Source organism: Streptomyces sp. NBC_00691 (assembly GCF_036226665.1).
Taxonomy (GTDB): domain Bacteria; phylum Actinomycetota; class Actinomycetes; order Streptomycetales; family Streptomycetaceae; genus Streptomyces.
On the sequence record NZ_CP109007.1, the window covers coordinates 4,059,327 to 4,078,543 of the forward strand.

At 70.2% G+C, this 19,217-nt stretch carries 17 protein-coding genes and 2 tRNA genes; 9 read left to right on the plus strand and 10 right to left on the minus strand.

Annotated elements, in window-relative coordinates:
- Positions 1-166: 166 nt before the first annotated feature.
- The 3 genes from OG392_RS18265 to OG392_RS18275 form a co-directional block, all read right to left on the minus strand.
- Positions 167-1,657 carry a DUF2252 domain-containing protein gene (locus OG392_RS18265; RefSeq protein ID WP_329280693.1) on the minus strand — a complete coding sequence of 497 codons (1,491 nt, stop codon included), beginning with the start codon at positions 1,655-1,657 and terminating at the stop codon, positions 167-169.
- A 183-nt stretch (positions 1,658-1,840) separates the two neighbouring features.
- Complete coding sequence (locus OG392_RS18270) at positions 1,841-2,500, minus strand: response regulator transcription factor (RefSeq protein ID WP_329280694.1); 660 nt, start codon at positions 2,498-2,500, stop codon at positions 1,841-1,843.
- 37 nt (positions 2,501-2,537) lie between these two features.
- On the minus strand, positions 2,538-4,316 hold the full coding sequence (locus OG392_RS18275) for a sensor histidine kinase (RefSeq protein ID WP_329287347.1): 1,779 nt from the start codon (positions 4,314-4,316) through the stop codon (positions 2,538-2,540).
- A gap of 106 nt (positions 4,317-4,422) precedes the next feature.
- Here OG392_RS18275 and OG392_RS18280 point away from each other — a divergent pair, with 106 nt between their 5' ends.
- A complete protein-coding gene (locus tag OG392_RS18280) occupies positions 4,423-4,845 on the plus strand; it encodes an aldo/keto reductase (RefSeq protein WP_443055079.1) in 423 nt (140 codons plus the stop codon).
- A gap of 88 nt (positions 4,846-4,933) precedes the next feature.
- Positions 4,934-5,007: transfer RNA gene (locus OG392_RS18285), tRNA-Met, on the plus strand.
- 333 nt (positions 5,008-5,340) lie between these two features.
- On the opposite strand, the gene OG392_RS18290 is transcribed toward OG392_RS18285, so the two are convergent.
- Positions 5,341-5,427 (minus strand) — tRNA-Leu (locus OG392_RS18290).
- A 630-nt stretch (positions 5,428-6,057) separates the two neighbouring features.
- Here OG392_RS18290 and OG392_RS18295 point away from each other — a divergent pair.
- The 6 genes from OG392_RS18295 to pknB all read left to right on the plus strand — a co-directional run bounded on the left by OG392_RS18295 (position 6,058) and on the right by pknB (position 14,244).
- On the plus strand, positions 6,058-6,927 hold the full coding sequence (locus OG392_RS18295) for a DUF3662 and FHA domain-containing protein (RefSeq protein WP_329280696.1): 870 nt from the start codon (positions 6,058-6,060) through the stop codon (positions 6,925-6,927).
- A gap of 10 nt (positions 6,928-6,937) precedes the next feature.
- Complete coding sequence (locus OG392_RS18300; RefSeq protein ID WP_073908637.1) at positions 6,938-7,465, plus strand: FHA domain-containing protein FhaB/FipA; 528 nt, start codon at positions 6,938-6,940, stop codon at positions 7,463-7,465.
- A gap of 179 nt (positions 7,466-7,644) precedes the next feature.
- Entirely contained in the window at positions 7,645-9,126 is a 1,482-nt protein-coding gene (locus tag OG392_RS18305; protein ID WP_329280701.1) for a Stp1/IreP family PP2C-type Ser/Thr phosphatase, read from the plus strand.
- A 26-nt stretch (positions 9,127-9,152) separates the two neighbouring features.
- Complete coding sequence (locus OG392_RS18310) at positions 9,153-10,592, plus strand: FtsW/RodA/SpoVE family cell cycle protein (protein ID WP_329280703.1); 1,440 nt, start codon at positions 9,153-9,155, stop codon at positions 10,590-10,592.
- The gene (locus OG392_RS18315; RefSeq protein ID WP_329280706.1) at positions 10,589-12,055 is read left to right on the plus strand and encodes a peptidoglycan D,D-transpeptidase FtsI family protein; all 1,467 of its coding nucleotides are present in this window, start codon (positions 10,589-10,591) and stop codon (positions 12,053-12,055) included. Before OG392_RS18310 ends, OG392_RS18315 begins: the two co-directional genes overlap by 4 nt.
- A gap of 155 nt (positions 12,056-12,210) precedes the next feature.
- On the plus strand, positions 12,211-14,244 hold the full coding sequence (gene pknB, locus OG392_RS18320; protein WP_329280708.1) for a Stk1 family PASTA domain-containing Ser/Thr kinase: 2,034 nt from the start codon (positions 12,211-12,213) through the stop codon (positions 14,242-14,244).
- 104 nt (positions 14,245-14,348) lie between these two features.
- Here pknB and OG392_RS18325 read toward each other — a convergent pair whose 3' ends face one another.
- From OG392_RS18325 to OG392_RS18350, 6 genes are all read right to left on the minus strand, one after another.
- Positions 14,349-15,023, minus strand: coding sequence for a class E sortase (locus OG392_RS18325; RefSeq protein WP_329280710.1), 675 nt, complete (start codon positions 15,021-15,023; stop codon positions 14,349-14,351).
- 37 nt (positions 15,024-15,060) lie between these two features.
- Complete coding sequence (locus OG392_RS18330) at positions 15,061-16,308, minus strand: class E sortase (RefSeq protein WP_329280712.1); 1,248 nt, start codon at positions 16,306-16,308, stop codon at positions 15,061-15,063.
- On the minus strand, positions 16,305-16,943 hold the full coding sequence (locus OG392_RS18335; protein ID WP_329280713.1) for an aminodeoxychorismate/anthranilate synthase component II: 639 nt from the start codon (positions 16,941-16,943) through the stop codon (positions 16,305-16,307). Before OG392_RS18335 ends, OG392_RS18330 begins: the two co-directional genes overlap by 4 nt.
- Positions 16,940-17,101: a hypothetical protein gene (locus tag OG392_RS18340; protein ID WP_024760376.1), complete on the minus strand. Its 162-nt coding sequence runs from the start codon at positions 17,099-17,101 to the stop codon at positions 16,940-16,942. Before OG392_RS18340 ends, OG392_RS18335 begins: the two co-directional genes overlap by 4 nt.
- A gap of 64 nt (positions 17,102-17,165) precedes the next feature.
- Entirely contained in the window at positions 17,166-17,834 is a 669-nt protein-coding gene (locus OG392_RS18345) for a class E sortase (RefSeq protein ID WP_329280718.1), read from the minus strand.
- A gap of 54 nt (positions 17,835-17,888) precedes the next feature.
- A complete protein-coding gene (locus tag OG392_RS18350) occupies positions 17,889-18,656 on the minus strand; it encodes a DUF881 domain-containing protein (RefSeq protein WP_329280720.1) in 768 nt (255 codons plus the stop codon).
- A 140-nt stretch (positions 18,657-18,796) separates the two neighbouring features.
- Between OG392_RS18350 and crgA the strand changes: the two genes are divergently transcribed.
- Positions 18,797-19,051, plus strand: coding sequence for a cell division protein CrgA (crgA, locus tag OG392_RS18355; protein ID WP_329280722.1), 255 nt, complete (start codon positions 18,797-18,799; stop codon positions 19,049-19,051).
- Positions 19,052-19,217 lie beyond the last annotated feature (166 nt).

Genomic DNA, 19,217 nt, shown 5'->3' on the forward strand with positions numbered 1-19,217 from the left:
ACGGCTCGTCCTGAGGCAGCTCGCTCTCGGGACCCTCGTTCGCACCCTGGTGCACGCTCACGTCTACGCCCGCCCACGTCCTCGTTCCGGCTCGTCCCACCCAGCCTACGGTCCTTCCGGCTCCGGCCTTCTCGGGGCGTCGGTCAGACCTTCTCGGGGCCTCGGGTCAGACGCCCCGTTCCGCCGCTATGCGGCCCGCCCGGACGGCGGTGAGCAGGTCGGCGTGATCGGCGGTGGTGCGGTCCGCGTAGGAGACGGCGAACTCGGCGACGGCCTCGTCGAACTCCTCGTTCTTCCCGCAGTACCCGGCTATCAGGCGCGGGTCGGCGCTGTGGGCGTGGGCGCGGGCGAGCAGGGCCCCGGTCATCCGGCCGTAGTCGTCGACCTGGTCCACGGTGAGCGCGGCGGGGTCGACGCTGCCCTTGCGGTTGCGGAACTGGCGGACCTGGAAGGGGCGCCCTTCGACCGTGGTCCATCCGAGCAGGATGTCGCTCACGACCTGCATGCGCTTCTGCCCGAGCACGACGCGCCGCCCGGCGTGGCCGGGGTCCGGCACGGCGAAGCCGGCGGTCGGCAGATGGGGCAGCAGGGCGGACGGACGGGCCTCCTTCACCTGGAGGACGAGTGCCTCGCCCCGGTGGTCGAGGAGGAGCACGACATAGGAACGGGTGCCGACGCTGCCCGTGCCGACGACCCGGAAGGCGACGTCGTGGACCGCGTACCGCGCGAGGAGCGGCAGCCGGTCCTCGGAGACGGTCTCCAGGTAGGGGCCCAGCGAGGCGGCGACGGCGGCCGCCTCGGCGTCGGGGACCCGGCGCAGGACCGGGGGAGCGTCCACGAAGCGGCGGCCGCCGCCCTCGGCGTCGGTGACGGCTTCGGTGGAGCGGGCGGCGAACCGGGCGCTGGTGTTGTTGCGGGCCTTGGCGGAGACCCTCTCCAGGGTGCCGAGGAGGTCACGGGCGTCGGTGTGGGAGACGAGTTCCTCGTCGGCGATGGCGTTCCACGCGTCGAGGGAGGGGAGGCGGGCGAGCAGCCGCATGGTGCGCCGGTAGGCGCCGACGGTGTCGAAGGCGGCGGCCCGGCACAGGTCCTCGCTCGCGCCCGCTTCCCGGCCGACGAGGACGAGGGAGGTGGCGAGCCGCTTGAGGTCCCATTCCCAGGGGCCGACGACGGTCTCGTCGAAGTCGTTGAGGTCCATGACGAGCCGGCCGCGCGCGTCGCCGTAGAGCCCGAAGTTGGCGGCGTGGGCGTCACCGCACAGCTGGGCGGCGATCCCGGTGACGGGCGTCCCGGCGAGGTCCTGGGCCATGAGCCCGGCGGCTCCGCGCAGGAACGTGAAGGGGCTGGCCGCCATCCTGCCGACCCGGATCGGTGCGAGCTCGGGGACGCGGTCCCGGTTCGACTCCTCGACGGCCCGGACGGCGTCGGGCCGGTCGGCGGCGAGGGCGGGCTGCCGGTGGGCGGAGCGCGGGACGCGCTCGCGCAGTGCCTTGCCGCGCTCCTTGGGGGAGGCCCCGGCGGTCCTGCCGCCGATGGCGGCGCGGCGGGCGAAGCCCGGCACGTGCGGCACGCGCACGCCGTCCGAGCCGGCGGCCGGGCCGTCCGGGGCTCCGTCCGTGCCGCGCTGTCCCGGCACGACGACCTGGTTGTCTTCCATGGCCTGCCCTCCCCCGATACGAAAGTCCAACATCATCCGGCCTGACGGTACCGCCGTGGCCGAGCGGCCGTCTCCCCCTGTGGACAACCGTCTGTGGACAACTCCCCGGACACCGGCGACGCCCGCCGTCTGCTCTGCCGCCGCGCCCCCGACCGCCCGTGATCAACGTGCCGCGGCCCACTCCTACAGCCCCGCGTCCCGTGCGAGCAGCGCCGCCTGGACCCGGTTCTCGCAGTGCAGCTTGGCGAGGATCCGGCTCACATACGTCTTCACCGTGGCCTCGCTCATGTGCAGCCGCTTCCCCGCGTCCGCGTTGGACAGCCCTTCACCGAGCAGCGCCAGCACCTCGCGCTCCTTCTCGCTCAGACCCGCGACCCGCCCCCGCGCCTCCTCGGCGCGGGCCGCCTCCCGACCCGTGGCGAGCCGCTCCACGACATGCCGGGTCGCCGCCGGCGACAGATACGCGTCGCCCGCCGCGGCGGCCCGTACCGCCCGGATCAGCTCCGCGGGCGCCGTGTCCTTCAACAGGAACCCGGCGCCCCCGTGCTCCAGCGTCCGCAGGACGTTGTCCCGCTCCCCGAAGGTGGTCAGGACGATCACCCGGGCCGTCGGCGCCGCACGGCGCAGCTCCGGCAGCGCGGAGAGGCCGTCGAGCACCGGCATCTGGATGTCGAGCAGCACCACGTCGGCGGCGTGCGCCCGGGCCGCCTCGACCGCCTCCCTGCCGTTGGCGGCCTCGGCGACGACCTCGATCTCCGGGTCGGAGGTGAGGATCATCCGGATCCCGGCCCTGATCAGCGGCTCGTCGTCGGCGATCACGACCCTGATGGGCTGCCCTGCCACAGCTACTCCCCACGGCTCCGGTACGGGCGGGTCGGCGCTAACGCGCCTCGACCTCGTACGACTTCTTCTCGATCAGCTTGCCGTCCTTGAAGCAGAACCGGAAAACAGGCTCCTTCTCGAAGGTCTCGCTCAGCTCCGAGGACATCAGCACCAGGCAGTCGGCGCCCTCCGGCTGCGCCGGTCCCTTGCCGCCGAGGCCGGCGGTGGCGATCGTGTCGCCGGACGGGAGCTGGCCGCGCACCTCCTTCTCCGACGCCCCGACCCTCACCGCGTCGTACTGCGCGGGCTCGATCATCCCCTCCTTCACCGACCCCATCAGGAAGTAGAGACCGAAACCCGCCGCCACCACCAGCAGGACGAGCGCCGCGAACGCGATCCCGCAGCCCAGCGCGATCGAACCGCCCGTGCTTCTGCCTCTTCCCCCACGCACCGCCATCGCCAACTCCCGCTCCGTGAAAGTCCAGTCGGCCGGTCCGACCACGACCGGACGACCATCGCCCACCAGCGGCTTCGTGGTCTGCTGCCGGAAGTCGTCGGCGGCATCGACCAAAGGCGCCGCTTCCGCGAGCGGCGCGGCCCCGTAGGGCAGCATCCCGGCCACCCGGAAGCCGCCGCCGTCGGCCGGACCGGCATGACACATGCCGCCCACCAGCCGGGCACGCTCGGCGAGACCGGTGAGCCCCTGCCCGCCGCTCACGACGTCCTTCGCGGGCTCGTCCGTGGGCTGCTCGTTGAGGACCTCGACGACGAAGGTGTCCGGCTCGTACCGCAGGTCGACACCGATCGACGCCCCCGGCGCGTACTTGTAGGCGTTGGTGAGGGCCTCCTGCACGATCCGGTACGCCGCGTGGTCGGCGGCCGGGGCGAGCGACCGCTCCTCCCCCGACCGTCTCAGGCCGACCGAGGTGCCGGCCGTGCGCGCCGCCTCCACGAGCCCTTCGATGCCCGCGATCCCCCGCGCCGCGCGGCCCGTCTCGTCCCCGGTCCGCCCGGGCGCGGCCGCCGAACCGTCGGGGGCCTCGATCCCGTCGCGCAGGATCCCGACGACCTCCCGCAGCTCGTGCATGGCGGTCACCGAGGCGTTCCGCAGGACGCCGACGACCTCGCGCTGGCGCGCGCTCAGCTCCCGGTCCACCTCCAGGGCTCCGGTGTGGACGGCTATCAGGGCCAGTTGGTGGCCGAGGCTGTCGTGCATGTCCTGGGCGATCCGCTGCCGTTCCCGCAGCCGCGCCTGCCCGACCACCATGGTCCGCTCCCTCAGCAGCTGGGCGTTGCGCTCCTGGAGCGCGTGCAGCAGGGTCCGTCGCTGGGTCCAGTAGCGGTGGGCGAGCCCGGGGGCCAGGGTGGTGCCCAGGTAGTAGAGGGTCGCCGTGAGGGCGATGGTGAGGAGCCGGCCGCCCTCCCAGGGCCCCACGAGGCTCCCTCCGACGTTCAGGACGAAGGCGGCGATGAACGCGGCCAGCGCGCGGCCCGCCCCCGCGATGTACCGGCCGGAGGACCAGCCGACCACCAGCAGCAGAGGGCCGAAGCCGGGCACGAAGGGCGTGAGTCCCGCGGTCAGGACGAGCACGCTGGCGGGAAGTCTGCGCCGCACGAGGGACAGCAGGGCGGAACCGGCGGCGACCAGGCCCAGCACCCAGCCCTCACCGCCCAGGAGGTCCTCGGTCCCGGCGCCGAGCAGCGCGACGACCGCGGCGAGTGCCACCTCACCGGTGGTCCTGCGCCCCGACCACTGCCCCGGCACCGCGAACCACGCCCACCCCGCGGCGAGCGCGGCCCCGATCCCGTACGAACCCCGGGTCCCCGACTTCGGCATAACGTCCACGCTCGCACCGTAGGCGGCGGTCAGGCCCCGGGTCGTCCCTCTTTCGTCGCACCCCGCGTCGACAAAAGTCGCTCCCCCGGGACACACCAACGCACTGCTGGTCGGCAAGGCGCTCAAGGGACATCGCGAGAAGGCCCTGCTCGCCACCAAGGGCGGGCTCGTCGTCGACGACCCGGCCACCTACAAGAGCCACCGCGACGGCAGGCCGGCGCATCTGCGCGCCGCCGTCGACGCGAGCCGGCGACAGCTCGACGTGGACCACATCGACCTCTACCAACTGCACCGCATCGGCCCCGAGGTTCCGGTCGAGAAGAGCTGGGGCGCGCTCGCGGAACCCGGCTCGGCGCTCCGGCGAAGGGACTGCCCGAGCTCGCGAGCTGCCGTGGACGCGCGGCCGACCGCGAACCCGACGCACATGGAGGAACTCCCTCCGCCTGGCCTCCGGGCCTGCCCGGGGAGCACCCGGCGGCTCACCGGGCACGGACCGACGTCCTCGCTCGACCGGACGGGAATCCGATGACGGCCGCCACCTGCGGTCCGCCGATGTGACGTTGGTCATGGTGGGCGGGAAAAGACGGGCCCGGACCTGTGTAGAGTGGCATCACCGACGCGGGGTGGAGCAGCTCGGTAGCTCGCTGGGCTCATAACCCAGAGGTCGCAGGTTCAAATCCTGTCCCCGCTACGAGAAGAAAGGGGCCCGGCATCAGCCGGGCCCCTTTCGCGTTCCTCGCACTTCTTCCCATGCCCCCGGCCACAGCCCGATCCGCGCCTGTGCGAGCTGCCTCACATCGCGTCCGACCACCGCGCCGGACGACCACCGCGCCGACTCAGGGCACCCGGTCCCCCGCACGAACGATCCACCTGGTGCCGCGCGCGACCGATCCGCCCGAGCCCACTCGTGACTGCTCCCACCGGACCCGCACCTGATCACGGCCACCGGCACATCGGGGGATAAACGAAACGGTCGGCATCGTGATCACGATGCCGACCGTTTCCTCGGTTTCCCGAGTTGAACTGGTGCGCGAGGGGGGAGTTGAACCCCCACGCCCTTTCGGGCACTGGAACCTGAATCCAGCGCGTCTGCCTATTCCGCCACCCGCGCATTGGGTGTGCTCCGGACACTCTCACTTTGCGGTGCGAGCGCCTGGCGACATCAGAAGATTAGCACGTCGCAGACCGTGGATTCACATCCGTTGTTTGGCCTCCGCTCACGCAGACCAAGGTGAGGGAGGGACAGATGCGCGGCAGGGGGAAGGAGGGGCGGGAGGGGCACCAGGAGAAGCGGAGCCGGGAAGGAAGCCGGCGCGAAACAGGGTGCGGGAGAGGGCGGGAAGAGGCGGGGAAGCGGTCCGGGTGAGGCCGGGAAGAGGTCCGGGTGAGGCCGGGAAGAGGTCAGGAAGAGGGATGAACGGGAGGAAGAGGGAGAAGAGCGAGGGAGGGCAAGAAGAGGGATGCATCACCCCGAACCGTCGGGGACCACTCCCGAACGGGCCTCGTGCCGACGTCGAACGAGCCCCGAACCGCCCCCGATCCGCCCCGACACCTCGACCGAGCCCCCGCTCCCACAGCCGGGTGCGGGACACTGTCCACAGGCCGCCTCTACGATCCGTGGGGAAAGCTTGTGAGAGGTGACACTCGTCCACAGGGCAGAGAAGGGGAACCAGCCGATTTCCCGACGCGTGGATACGATCAGTAAGCAGTACCAGGACGACAACGACGGAGGAGGTGCCCCATGGGAGTCATGAAGCGTTTCGAGCAGCGTCTCGAAGGTCTGGTCAACGGCACCTTCGCCAAGGTCTTCAAGTCCGAGGTCCAGCCGGTCGAGATCGCGGGCGCACTCCAGCGTGAGTGCGACAACAACGCGCAGATCTGGAACCGCGAGCGGACCGTCGTCCCCAACGACTTCATCGTGGAGCTGAGCGCGCCGGACTACGAGCGCCTCAGCCCCTACTCGGGTCAGCTCGGCGACGAGCTCGCCGGCCTGGTCAGGGACTACGCGAAGCAGCAGCGGTACACCTTCATGGGACCGATCAAGGTCCACCTGGAGAAGGCGGAGGACCTCGACACGGGTCTGTACCGCGTCCGCAGCCGCACCCTGGCGTCGAGTACGTCACAGTCTCAGCCGCCCTCGGGCGGCCAGCAGCAGTCTCACCAGCAGCAGGGCCAGGGACAGGGCCGCGGCGGATACGGGTACCCCCCGGCCGGCGCCCCGCCCATGCCCGCCTCCCCGCCTCCCGGCGCTCCCGGCCACCGGCCGGGTCCCGCCGCGGCGGGCCGTCCGGCGGCCCCCGGCCCCGGTACGCACGGGGGAGCGGGCACCCAGGTGCGCCGCTGGATCGAGATCAACGGCACCCGCCATCAGATCTCACGCCCGACCCTGGTCCTCGGCCGCAGCACCGACGCGGACGTGAGGATCGACGATCCCGGCGTCTCCCGCCGGCACTGCGAGATCCGGACCGGAACGCCCTCGACGATCCAGGATCTGGGTTCCACCAACGGCATCGTGGTGGACGGGCAGCACACCACCCGCGCTACGCTCCGCGACGGCTCGCGGATCGTCGTGGGCAGCACCACCATCGTTTACCGGCAAGCCGAAGGGTGAAGCGGGGGCAATGTCAGAGCTGACCCTTACGGTCATGCGGTTGGGTTTCCTGGCCGTTCTGTGGCTGTTCGTCATCGTGGCCGTCCAGGTCATCCGCAGCGACCTCTTCGGTACGCGGGTCACCCAGCGCGGTTCACGGCGCCAGGAGGCGCGACCTCAACAGCAGCAGCAGGCGCGGCAGGCCGCCGCGCCTCCGCAGCAGCGCGGCCAGCAGACCGCGGGCGGTGGACGGCAGCGCCGCGGCGCCCCGACCAAGCTGGTCGTGTCCGAGGGCACCCTCACCGGTACGACCGTCGCCCTCCAGGGGCAGACGATCACGCTGGGCCGGGCCCATGATTCGACGATCGTGCTGGACGACGACTACGCGTCCAGCAGGCACGCCAGGATCTACCCGGACCGGGACGGCCAGTGGATCGTCGAGGATCTCGGGTCCACGAACGGCACGTATCTCGACCGGACCCGCCTCACCACCGCCACTCCCATTCCGCTGGGCGCGCCGATCCGCATCGGCAAGACCGTCATCGAGCTGCGGAAGTAGTGCTACATCATGAATAGGCGCGAGCGGAGCGAGCGAGTCGGGACGGTCCCCGCCACAGACCGTGCCGGGCTCCCGACCCGAGCGACTGAAGCGACCGGCGTGACCGGAGCGACCGGAGGGTGGGCAGTGTGGGTCGAGACCGGCTGTACCCCGATGCAGCGTCGACAGGGCAGGTGGGCATGACTCTGTCCCTGCGATTCGCCGCGGGCTCGCACAAGGGCATGATCCGCGAGGGCAACGAGGACTCCGGCTACGCCGGCCCCCGTCTGCTCGCCATCGCCGACGGCATGGGCGGCCAGGCCGCCGGTGAGGTCGCCTCCTCCGAGGTGATCTCCACCCTCGTCACGCTCGACGACGACGTCCCCGGCTCCGACATCCTCACCTCGCTCGGTACGGCGGTGCAGCGCGCCAACGACCAGCTCCGGATGATGGTCGAGGAGGACCCGCAGCTCGAAGGCATGGGCACCACGCTCACCGCCCTGCTGTGGACCGGCCAGCGGCTCGGTCTGGTGCACGTCGGCGACTCGCGCGCCTATCTGCTCCGCGACGGTGTGCTGACCCAGATCACCCAGGACCACACCTGGGTCCAGCGGCTCGTCGACGAGGGCCGGATCACCGAGGAAGAGGCCACCACCCACCCGCAGCGCTCGCTCCTCATGCGCGCGCTCGGCAGTGGCGACCACGTCGAACCCGATCTCTCCATCCGTGAGGTCCGGGCCGGCGACCGCTACCTGATCTGCTCCGACGGCCTGTCCGGCGTGGTCTCGCACCAGACGCTCGAAGACACCCTCGCCAGCTACCAGGGCCCGCAGGAGACCGTGCAGGAGCTGATCCAGCTCGCCCTGCGCGGCGGCGGCCCCGACAACATCACGGTGATCGTCGCCGACGTCCTGGACGTCGACGGCGGCGACACCCTCGCCGGTCACCTCAGCGACACCCCGGTCATCGTGGGCGCGGTCGCGGAGAACCAGGCCGCCCAGCTGAACGACGGCGGGGCGATGCAGACCCCGGCCGGCCGCGCCTCCGGACTCGGCCGCCCGGCCCCGCACCAGCAGCCGCCCGCCGGCGGGTTCGGCCCGCCCGGAAGCGGCGAAGGCCACGGCTACGGCGGAATGCCCCCGCAGGGCTCCTTCGAGTCGTACACCGAAGACGACTTCGTGAAGCCGCGCAAGGGCCGCAAGTGGCTGAAGCGCTCCTTCTTCCTGATCCTCGTCCTCGCGGTCATCGGCGGCGGCCTGTACGGCGGCTGGCGCTGGACGCAGACCCAGTACTTCGTCGGGTCCAAGGACCAGCACGTGGCGCTCTACCAGGGCATCAGCCAGGACCTGGCCTGGGTCTCGCTGTCGAAGGTCGAGAAGGACCACCCCGAGATCGAACTCAAGTACCTCCCCGCGTACCAGCAGAAGCAGGTCGAGGACACGATCACGGGCGGCAGCCTCGCCAAGGCCGAGACGAAGATCGCCGAGCTGGCCGTGCAGGCCTCGGCCTGCAAGAAGACCGCGGAGCGCCGCGCGGCCGCCGAGAAGGCGGCCGACCAGGCGAGCAAGCCCCCGGCCGACCCCGCCACCCCTGACTCCAAGCCCACCACAGCCGCTCCGACCCCGGGTCCCACCCTCACCGCGGAGGAGCAGAAGCTGGCCTCGAACTGCGGCAAGCAGTAAGCACCCGTAGGGGGCCTTTCACCACCATGAGCGTTGTCACCAACACGACCACCATCGGCGCGATCGAGGCGCCGAGCCGCCGCAACACCGAGCTGGCGCTGCTGGCGTTCGCCGTAGCCATCCCGGTGTTCGCCTACCTCAACGTGGGCCTGGCCATGGACGGCAAGGTCCCGGCCGGCATGCTCGGGTACGGACTCGGCCTGGGGCTGCTCGCCGCCGTCGCCCACCTCGTGGTGCGCAAGTGGGCGCCCTACTCGGACCCGCTGCTGCTGCCCCTGGCGACCCTGCTCAACGGCATGGGCCTGGTGCTGATCTGGCGGCTCGACCAGTCGCCGCGGCTGATCGCCACGTCGATGCGCCGCTACGGCACCTTCAACCCCGACGCGCCCAGCCAGATGATGTACTCGGCGATCGGCATCGCCATGTTCGTGGGTGTGCTGCTGCTCCTGAAGGACCACCGCGTCCTGCAGCGCTACACGTACATCTCCATGGTGGTCTCGCTCATCCTGCTGCTGCTCCCGCTGGTCCCCGGCCTCGGCGCGGATGTCTTCGGCGCCAAGATCTGGATCCGGATCGGCGGCTTCTCCATCCAGCCCGGTGAGTTCGCCAAGCTGGTCCTCGCGGTGTTCTTCTCCGGCTACCTGATGGTGAAGCGGGACGCGCTGGCCCTGGCCAGCCGCCGCTTCATGGGGCTCTACCTGCCGCGCGGTCGCGACCTCGGCCCGATCATCACGATCTGGGCGGTCAGCCTCCTCATCCTGGTCTTCGAGAACGACCTCGGTACGTCGCTGCTGTTCTTCGGCATGTTCGTGATCATGCTGTACGTGGCGACGGAGCGGACCAGCTGGATCGTCATGGGTCTGCTGATGGCGGTCGCCGGTGCGGCGGTCGTCGGCTCCACGGCCAGCCACGTGAAGTCCCGTGTGGCGGCCTGGCTCGACCCCTTCGGCTGCCTGGAGACGGCCACCGACCAGAACATGCTGAACGCCTGTGACCAGATGACGCAGGTGCTGATGTCCTTCGGCTCCGGCGGCATCCTCGGCACCGGCCTCGGTCAGGGCAACTCCGACCTGATCCAGTTCGCCGCCAACTCCGACTTCATCTTCGCCACCGTCGGCGAGGAGCTCGGACTGGCCGGCGTCATGGTCTTCCTGCTTCTCTACGGCCTGATCGTCGAGCGCGGCATCCGCACCTCCCTCGCCGCCCGCGATCCCTTCGGCAAGCTGCTGGCGATGGGCCTCTCCGGCGCGTTCGCGCTCCAGATCTTCGTCGTCGCCGGCGGTGTGATGGGGCTCATCCCGCTCACCGGTATGACCATGCCGTTCCTCGCGTACGGCGGATCCTCGGTGATCGCCAACTGGGCTCTGATCGGCATCCTGATCCGGATCAGCGACACGGCGCGCCGCCCCGCGCCCGCGCCCGCCCCGTCCCCCGACGCCGAGATGACCCAGGTGGTCCGTCCGTGAACAAGCCGCTGCGACGGGTCGCGATCTTCTGCGGCCTGCTCATCCTCGCCCTGCTCGTGCGCGACAACTGGCTCCAGTTCGTCCGTGCCGACGAGCTGAACGCCCACCCGAAGAACACCCGCGTCCGGATCGAGCGCTACGCCAACGAGCGCGGCAACATCATCGTCGACGGCAAGCCCATCACCGGCTCGGTCGACTCCGGAGACGAGTACTTCAAGTTCAAGCGCACCTACACCGACGGCCCCATGTGGGCCCCGGTCACCGGTTACGCCTCGCAGGCCTACGACGCCAACCAGATCGAGAAGATCGAGGACGGCATCCTCACCGGCAACGACGACCGGCTCTTCTTCGACCGCACGCTCGCCATGTTCACCGGCGACAAGAAGAAGGGCGGCGACGTCGTCACCACCCTCAACGGGGCCGCGCAGAAGGCCGCCTTCGAGGGTCTCGGCAACAAGACCGGCGCCGTCGTGGCGATCGAGCCGTCGACCGGCAAGATCCTGGCGCTCGCGTCCACCCCCTCGTACGACCCCTCCTCGTTCGCCGGCTACTCCGGGAAGGACGAGAAGGCCTGGCTGGCCCTGGAGAAGGACAAGAACAAGCCGAAGCAGAACCGCGCGATCCGTGAGATCTACCCGCCCGGTTCCGTCTTCAAGGTCGTGACCGCCGCCGCCGCGCTGGAGAACGGCAAGGTCAAGGACATCAACGCGGCGACCGACACCCCCGAGGGCTGGAAGATCCCCCTCTCCAACCGGGAGATGGTCAACCACGCCAAGGGCTGCGCCAACGCCAGCCTGAAGCGTGCCCTCGACATCTCCTGCAACTCGGTCTTCGCGAAGCTCGGCGACGACGTCGGCCGCGACAAGATGGTCGAGATGGCCGAGAAGTTCGGTTTCAACGCCGAGCAGTTCACCCCGGTCCGTTCCTCCGCCTCGGTCTTCGACAAGACGGCCGACCGCGGTGGAAACGCGCTCTCCTCCATCGGCCAGTTCAACACCGCGACCACCCCGCTCCAGATGGCGATGGTCACAGCGGCGATCGCCAACGACGGCAAGCTGATGAAGCCGTACATGATCGACGAGCTGCGCGCCCCCAACGTCGACCTGCTCAAGAAGACCGAGCCGGAGGAGATGAGCCGCCCGGTCTCGCAGGAGAACGCGCAGCTGCTCCAGCAGATGATGGAGAGCGTCGTCACCAACGGCACCGGCGGCAACGCCGACCTGAACATGGACGGCGTCAAGGTCGGCGGCAAGACGGGTACGGCCCAGCACGGCGACAAGAACGCGAAGCGCCCGTACGCCTGGTTCATCTCGTACGCGAAGACCGCCGAGGGCTCCCCGGTCGCGGTCGCCGTGATCGTGGAGGACTCGGCGGGCACCTCGCGTGAGGACATCAGCGGTGGCGGTCTCGCCGCCCCGATCGCGAAGGCCGTGATGAAGGCGGTTCTGAAGACCCGGGGCTGACGTCCCGGCCCCGTACGTGCCAGGTACCGGTCAGGTATCAGCTACCGGCCCCGGGCAGATCGTCTTCCCGGGGCCGGTACCGTATCCGCGAACAGCACACACCGCCGGACCACCCATGGGTGCGGTCGGGACAGACGGAGAGGGCTGGATTAGCTATGGAAGAGCCGCGTCGCCTCGGCGGCCGGTACGAGCTGGGCTCGGTGCTCGGCCGTGGTGGCATGGCCGAGGTGTACCTCGCCCAGGACACCCGGCTCGGCCGCACCGTCGCCGTGAAGACGCTGCGGGCCGACCTGGCCCGTGACCCGTCCTTCCAGGCCCGGTTCCGCCGTGAGGCACAGTCCGCCGCCTCGCTGAACCACCCGGCGATCGTCGCGGTCTACGACACCGGCGAGGACTACGTCGACAACGTCTCCATCCCGTACATCGTGATGGAGTACGTCGACGGGTCGACCCTCCGTGAGCTGCTGCACTCCGGGCGCAAGCTGCTGCCCGAGCGCACCCTCGAGATGACGGTCGGCATCCTCCAGGCGCTGGAGTACTCGCACCGCGCCGGCATCGTGCACCGTGACATCAAGCCGGCGAACGTCATGCTGACGCGCACCGGCCAGGTCAAGGTCATGGACTTCGGCATCGCGCGCGCCATGGGCGACTCCGGCATGACCATGACGCAGACCGCCGCGGTGATCGGCACGGCCCAGTACCTCTCCCCCGAGCAGGCCAAGGGCGAGCAGGTCGACGCCCGCTCCGACCTGTACTCCACGGGCTGCCTGCTGTACGAGCTCCTCACCGTGCGTCCCCCGTTCATCGGAGACTCCCCGGTCGCGGTCGCGTACCAGCACGTCCGCGAGGAGCCTCAGCCGCCGAGCAACTTCGACCACGAGATCACGCCCGAGATGGACGCCATCGTCCTCAAGGCGCTGGTCAAGGACCCCGACTACCGGTACCAGTCCGCCGACGAGATGCGCGCGGACATCGAGGCCTGCCTCGACGGTCAGCCGGTCGCGGCCGCCGCCGCGATGGGCATGGGGATGGGCATGGCGGGCGCGCCCGCGTACGGCGGGGGCTACGGCGGCTACCCGGAGGACCAGCCGACGACGGCGCTGCGTCAGGCCGACCCGGCCGGCCAGACCTCGATGCTGCCCCCGATCAACGCGGACGACGGTGGCTACGGCTACGACGACCGTCCGGACCGCCGTCGCGGCGGCCAGAAGAAGTCGAACACCTCGACGATCCTGCTGGCCCTCGCGGGCGTCCTGGTGCTCGTCGGCGCGATCTTCATCGGCGTCTCGCTGTTCGACGAGAAGGAAGGCACCCGGCAGGTCGCCGTCCCGCAGCTGGTCGGGCAGACGGTCCAGGTGGCCACGGAGCGGGCGGCCAACGCGGAACTGAAGGTGCAGGAGGCCGGCACCCAGCGCTGCGACCAGCCCAAGGGCGCGATCTGCCGCCAGGACCCCGCCGCGGCCCCGGACGGCTCCGCGAAGATGGACACCGGCGCCACGATCCAGGTGTACGTCTCCGAGGGTGCCCCGCTCACCGAGGTCCCGGACGTCGTCGAGCAGTCCCGGGAGCGCGCCGAGGAGTCCCTGAAGGACAAGGGCTTCAAGGTCAAGGTCGAGCAGGAGGAGTCCGATGAGGACCCCGGCACCGTCCTGCGCCAGAACCCCGACGGCGGCACCAGGGCGGAGAAGAACTCCGAGGTGACGATCACCGTCGCGAAGCAGAAGCTGCTGCAGCTTCCCGATGTGAAGACCCGCAGCTACGACCAGGCCGTTCAGCAGCTGAACGGGGTCGGCTTCACCAACATCACCAAGGAGGAGGTCGACTCCGACCAGCCCGCGGGCACCGTCGTCGACCAGACTCCGCAGGGCCCCTCGGACCAGTCCAAGGAGGTCCAGATCACGCTGAAGGTCTCCAAGGGCCCCCAGCAGACCCAGGTCCAGATCCCCACCGGCCTGACCGGCAAGCCGTTCAAGGAGGTCAGGGACGCGCTGCAGGGCATGGGCCTGACCGTCGTGCAGCAGGGTTCCGACAAGGAGGACGCCATGGTCCTCGGCACGAACCCCCCGGAGGGTTCGACGGTCCCCACCACGCAGCCCATCACCGTCATCACGCTGGGCGGCGGCGGCAACCAGGGTGGCAACCCCGGTGGCGGAGACAACAACGGTGGCGGCGGCGGCATCTTCGACTGACGCCCTCACGCCCGTACGAAGGGGAGAGCCCCGGCATCCAGTGGATGCCGGGGCTCTCCCGTTCTCCCGTCCCGCTCGCCTCGGTTCCCGTCGGGCCGCTCGCCTCAGCGCAGCTCCGCCGGAGGTGTCCGGTCGCGGTCGACCCTCTCCGTGCGCACCAGCTCGCCCCAGACGATGTACCGGTAGTCGGAGGTGTACATGGGGGTGCAGGTGGTCAGCGTGATGTAGCGGCCGGGCTTCGTCCGCCCCGACTCCTTGGGAACGGGCTGGAGGACGTCCACGTTGTACTTCGTGGTCTCCGGCAGGGCCTTGTAGACCTTGTAGACGTACCAGGTGTCCTTGGACTCGAAGACGATCGGGTCGCCGTTCTTCAACTTGTGGATGTTGTGGAACTTGGCTCCGTGTCCGTCCCGGTGCGCGGCGAGCGTGAAGTTGCCCTGCTTGTCCTGCGGGAGCGCGGACTTGATCGGGTCGGTGTAGTAGCCGGCGACGCCGTTGTTGAGGATGGCGCTCTCGGTGCCCTGCTTGACCAGGACCTCGCCGTTGCCCATGGCCGGCACGTGGAGGAAGCCGATGCCGTCCTTGGTGTCGAGCGCTCCGGGTCCGTCGGCCCAGCGGTCGCGGACCTGTGCGCCGTCCTGGTCGGCGGCGCGGTCGGCGAGGACGTTGGTCCACCAAAGGGAGTAGACGACGAAGAGACCGAGCACCAGGCCCGCGGTGATGAGGAGTTCGCCGAAGAGGCTGATGACTCCGGCGATCCGATTACGCACGCGTGCCACTAGGTCGTCCCGTCGTCCCGTCCGGAGGTGTGGGGTCTCAGCCTACGAGCGCTTTCGGCTTTCCCTGACTGCGCGGACGTTCCTCGATCAGCCTGCCCCACACGATCATGCGGTAGGTGCTGGTGAACTCGGGTGTGCAGGTGGTCAGCGTGATGAACCGGCCGGGCTCGGTGAATCCGGAGCCCTTCGGGACGGGTTCGATCACGGAGACGTTCGAGGGGGCGGTCTGGGGCAGGATGCTCGCCATCTCGTAGGTGTAGTACGCGTTCCGGGTCTCGACGACGATGGGGTCGCCGGGCTTCAACCGGTTGATGTACCGGAACGGTTCGCCGTGGGTGTTGCGGTGGCCGGCGACGGCGAAGTTGCCCTGCTTGTCGGAGGGCATGGCCGTCTTGAGCCTGCCTTCGGCGTAGTGGCCGACCATGCCCTTGTCGAGGACCTTCGCCTTGCTGATGCCCTCGGCGACGGGCACGACGACGTCCAGCTTGGGGATGTACATGATGGCGAAGCCCTCGCCGGGTTCGAACGCTCCCGGCTCGCTGTCGTCCTTGGCCGCGTCGTCCTTGGCCCAGGTGTCCTCGATCTGCTCCTTGGCGCGGTCGGTCTCCTGGCCGGCGAGGACGTTCGTCCACCAGAGCTGGTAGGTGACGAAGAGCAGCATGACGACGCCGAAGGTGATGAAGAGTTCCCCGACGGCACGGCTGGCGATGACGCCGACGCTGTCCTTGGCCGCGCGGGCGGCGCGCCGGGCCTCGACGCGGGAGAGCGGTGCGGCGGCCGGTTGGCCGGTCGCGGTGCCGCCCGGGCCGGCGGGCCGGCCGCCTCGACGGCCCTTGCCCCGGCTGCCGCCGCCCTTGGCCGCCCGGCGGCGTTCTGCGCGGCCGGGCCCGGGAAGGGGCTCCACGGCCTCCAGAACGGTCGTGTCGCCCGGGGAGGGCCGAGGAGCCTCAGGCGCCTCGTACGGCTCGTACGGGGGCGTGTGGGCGTCCTCGGGGGGAGTCTCGCGGGGAGCCGCGTAGGCGTCCTCGCGGGGAGCGTCGTAGGTGGCCTCGTACGGGGCCTCGTAGGCAGGCGCGGGCTCCTGATACCCCTGCGTGGGGTCCTGATACGCCTGCGTGGGGTCCTGGTACGCCTGCGCGGGGTCCTGGTACGCCGCCTGATCGGTGTACGGGTACGGGACCGGAGCCGGTTCCTGGTGCGCCGAGGGGACCCCGTAGGGGTCCGCGGGTATCGGCTCGGGCTCCGGCTCGTTCGTCGCCCGGAACCACGGAGACCCCGTCGTCACGCGACGGCCTTGCCCACCACCGGCGCCAGCCCCGCCGACCGTCCGACCGCCCCCTTGTCGCCGCACTGCTCCAGCCAGTTGGCGAGCATCAGGTGTCCGTGCTCGGTGAGAACCGATTCGGGGTGGAACTGGACTCCCTCGACGGGCAGTTCGCGGTGGCGCAGGCCCATGATGATGCCGTCCTCGGTCCGCGCGGTGACCTGTAGCTCGGCCGGCAGGGCGGCGGGCTCGGCGGCGAGCGAGTGGTAGCGGGTCGCGGTGAACGGCGAGGGCAGCCCGGCGAAGACGCCCTGCCCCTCGTGGGTGACGGGGGAGGTCTTGCCGTGCAGCAGCTCGGGCGCCCGGTCGACGACGCCGCCGTACGCCACGGCCATCGACTGCATGCCGAGACAGACGCCGAAGACGGGCACGCCGGTGGCGGCGCAGTGCCGGACCATGTCGATGCAGACTCCGGCCTGTTCGGGCGCGCCGGGGCCGGGCGAGAGCAGGACGCCGTCGAAGCCGTCCTGGGCGTGGCTCAGCTCGACCTCGTCGTTGCGGAGGACTTCGCACTCCGCGCCGAGCTGGTAGAGGTACTGAACGAGGTTGAAGACGAAGCTGTCGTAGTTGTCGACGACGAGAATGCGCGCGCTCACTGGCCGTCCACCGTCACATCGTTGAACGGAAGCAGCGGCTCCGCCCAGGGGAACACGTACTGGAAGAGGGCGTACACGACCGCGAGGACCAGCACGATCGAGATCAGCGCCCGTACCCACGCGTTGCCCGGCAGATGCCGCCAGATCCAGCCGTACATGACGTCGACCGCCCCTTCTGTTCGTTACGGGGACCAGAGTACGGGGCGAGGGGGCCGTGGGGGGTCAGCTGTCCAAAGCCTGTGGACGACCGTCGGCGACCGGCCGGGTCGCGTCGAGGTGCGCCCAGACGACGAGCCGGTGGCTGCTGCCCCACTCGGGTTCGCAGGTGGTGAGGGTGAGATAGCGGCCGGGTCCGTCGAATCCCGACTTCGCCGGTACCGGGTCGATGACGGCGACGTCGGTGGGCACGGTCCGGTAGGGGGCGCGGTCGACGCGGTACGTGAACCAGGTCGTCCCGTCGGTGAGGACGATCGCGTCGCCCTCGCGCAGCCGGGGGAAGTCCTTGAAGGGGTCGCCGTAGGTGCGGCGGTGGCCGGCGACGGCGAAGTTGCCGGTCGCGCCGAGGCGGGCGCTGTCGGCGTAGTGGCCGAGGCCCTTCTTGAGGGTGCCGACACCGGTGCCCTGGAGGACGGGCCACTTCCAGTCCCTGCCGAGCCGGGGGACGTACATGACGGCGATGCCCTTGCCGGCGGCGTACGGGACGGCTTCGGGGGCGGGCGCGGCGGGGCGGACCGGGGTGGCGGTCCATTCGCGCTGGAGGGTGTCGATCTGGCCGGCGCTCGCGCTCGCGGCCTGGACCCCTGTCCAGCACAGGACGTACACGACGAAGAGGACGATCAGGGCGCCGACGGTGATGCACAGCTCGCTGAAGGTCCTCACGACGAGACGCAAGCGCCCCTCCCGCAGTCGGCTCCCGGCGGTGCCACCCCGGCCGCGCGCGTGGGGTCAGCTCACCGGCTTCGCTTGATGGAGGTCCACTGTGCCCGAGTACCCGGGAAGAGTCACCGCCCTGTGCTCGTCGACTTTCCAGCCGAGCCCGTACGCCTTCACGTACAGCTGGTAGTTCTGGATCGCCGGGGATCCCGAGAGCGCCCTGCTCAGCTTCCCCCGGTCACCGACGGCGGTGATCTTGTACGGCGGCGAGTAGACGCGCCCCTGGAGGATCAGGGTGTTGCCGACGCAGCGCACGGCGCTGGTGGAGATGAGCCGCTGGTCCATGACCCGGATGCCCTCGGCGCCGCCCTGCCACAGGGCGTTGACGACGGCCTGGAGGTCCTGCTGGTGGATGACCAGGTCGTTCGCCTGCGGTTCGGGGTAGCCGGGGGCGGCCTGGGCGTTCGGCGGGGCGTCGTTGAGGGTGACGGTGAGGCCGGAGCCCGAGACCTCGGTGGTGCCCGCCGCCGCCTCCAGCGCGTCGAGTTTCGCGTCCTCCGCGCGCGTGGAGCCGTCGTCCCGGGCGGCGAGGGTGTCGACCTGGGAGCGGAGGGCGGAGGTTGACTCGTCGAGGCCCGCGTTCTTGTGGCTGCGCTCCTCGATCAGGTCGGAGAGCCGCAGGAGTGAGGCGTCGGTGCGGATGTTGGTGCCCTTGGCGGTGTTGAAACTCGTGACGAAGATCAGTCCGGCGAGGGCGAAAACGGCAAGGGTGAGCACCTGGACCGGGCGCCACCTCGCGGTGCGGCCAGGTCCTTCGGGAGTGCCGGCGGAATTGCTCAACGTACCCTGATCCCCTTCGGTGCCGCGGAACCACTACGCTAACGGACGCCTGGGGGACGCAGTCGTCCTCCTTCGTCACATCCCGGCGCCAGCCACAGTTCCCTGCGCGGTCACGCAGCGCATCGACAGGAGAGTCCCTCGTGCCGAAGTCACGGATCCGCAAGAAGGCCGACTTCACGCCCCCGCCGGCGAAGCAGGCCACCTCGATCAAGCTGACCAACCGCAGCTGGGTGGCGCCTGTGATGCTCGCGCTGTTCGCCATCGGTCTGGTGTGGATCGTGGTCTTCTACGTCACTGACGGCTCGATGCCGATCGAGTCGATCAGCAACTGGAACATCGTGGTGGGCTTCGGCTTCATCGCGGCCGGCTTCGGTGTCTCCACACAGTGGAAGTAGCGGCGAACAGCAGGGGTACGGCGGCGGTCTAGCGCCCGTACCGGCTGCTCGTCAAGCTCTCCCCTGAACTTATCCACAGCGTTGTGCACAGCACTGGATAACTTACGAAGATCTGTGGATAACTCGCACGAGGTTGACGCCGGTATGACCGGAATCACCCTCACAG

Bases quoted from the DNA above. Each gene is read 5' to 3' on its own strand.
- OG392_RS18265 (WP_329280693.1), bottom strand. From the start codon at position 1,657: ATGGAAGACAACCAGGTCGTCGTGCCGGGACAGCGCGGCACGGACGGA.
- OG392_RS18275 (WP_329287347.1), bottom strand. From the start codon at position 4,316: ATGCCGAAGTCGGGGACCCGGGGTTCGTACGGGATCGGGGCCGCGCTC.
- OG392_RS18295 (WP_329280696.1), top strand. From the start codon at position 6,058: ATGGGAGTCATGAAGCGTTTCGAGCAGCGTCTCGAAGGTCTGGTCAAC.
- OG392_RS18300 (WP_073908637.1), top strand. From the start codon at position 6,938: ATGTCAGAGCTGACCCTTACGGTCATGCGGTTGGGTTTCCTGGCCGTT.
- OG392_RS18305 (WP_329280701.1), top strand. From the start codon at position 7,645: ATGACTCTGTCCCTGCGATTCGCCGCGGGCTCGCACAAGGGCATGATC.
- OG392_RS18310 (WP_329280703.1), top strand. From the start codon at position 9,153: ATGAGCGTTGTCACCAACACGACCACCATCGGCGCGATCGAGGCGCCG.
- pknB (WP_329280708.1), top strand. From the start codon at position 12,211: ATGGAAGAGCCGCGTCGCCTCGGCGGCCGGTACGAGCTGGGCTCGGTG.
- OG392_RS18340 (WP_024760376.1), bottom strand. From the start codon at position 17,101: ATGTACGGCTGGATCTGGCGGCATCTGCCGGGCAACGCGTGGGTACGG.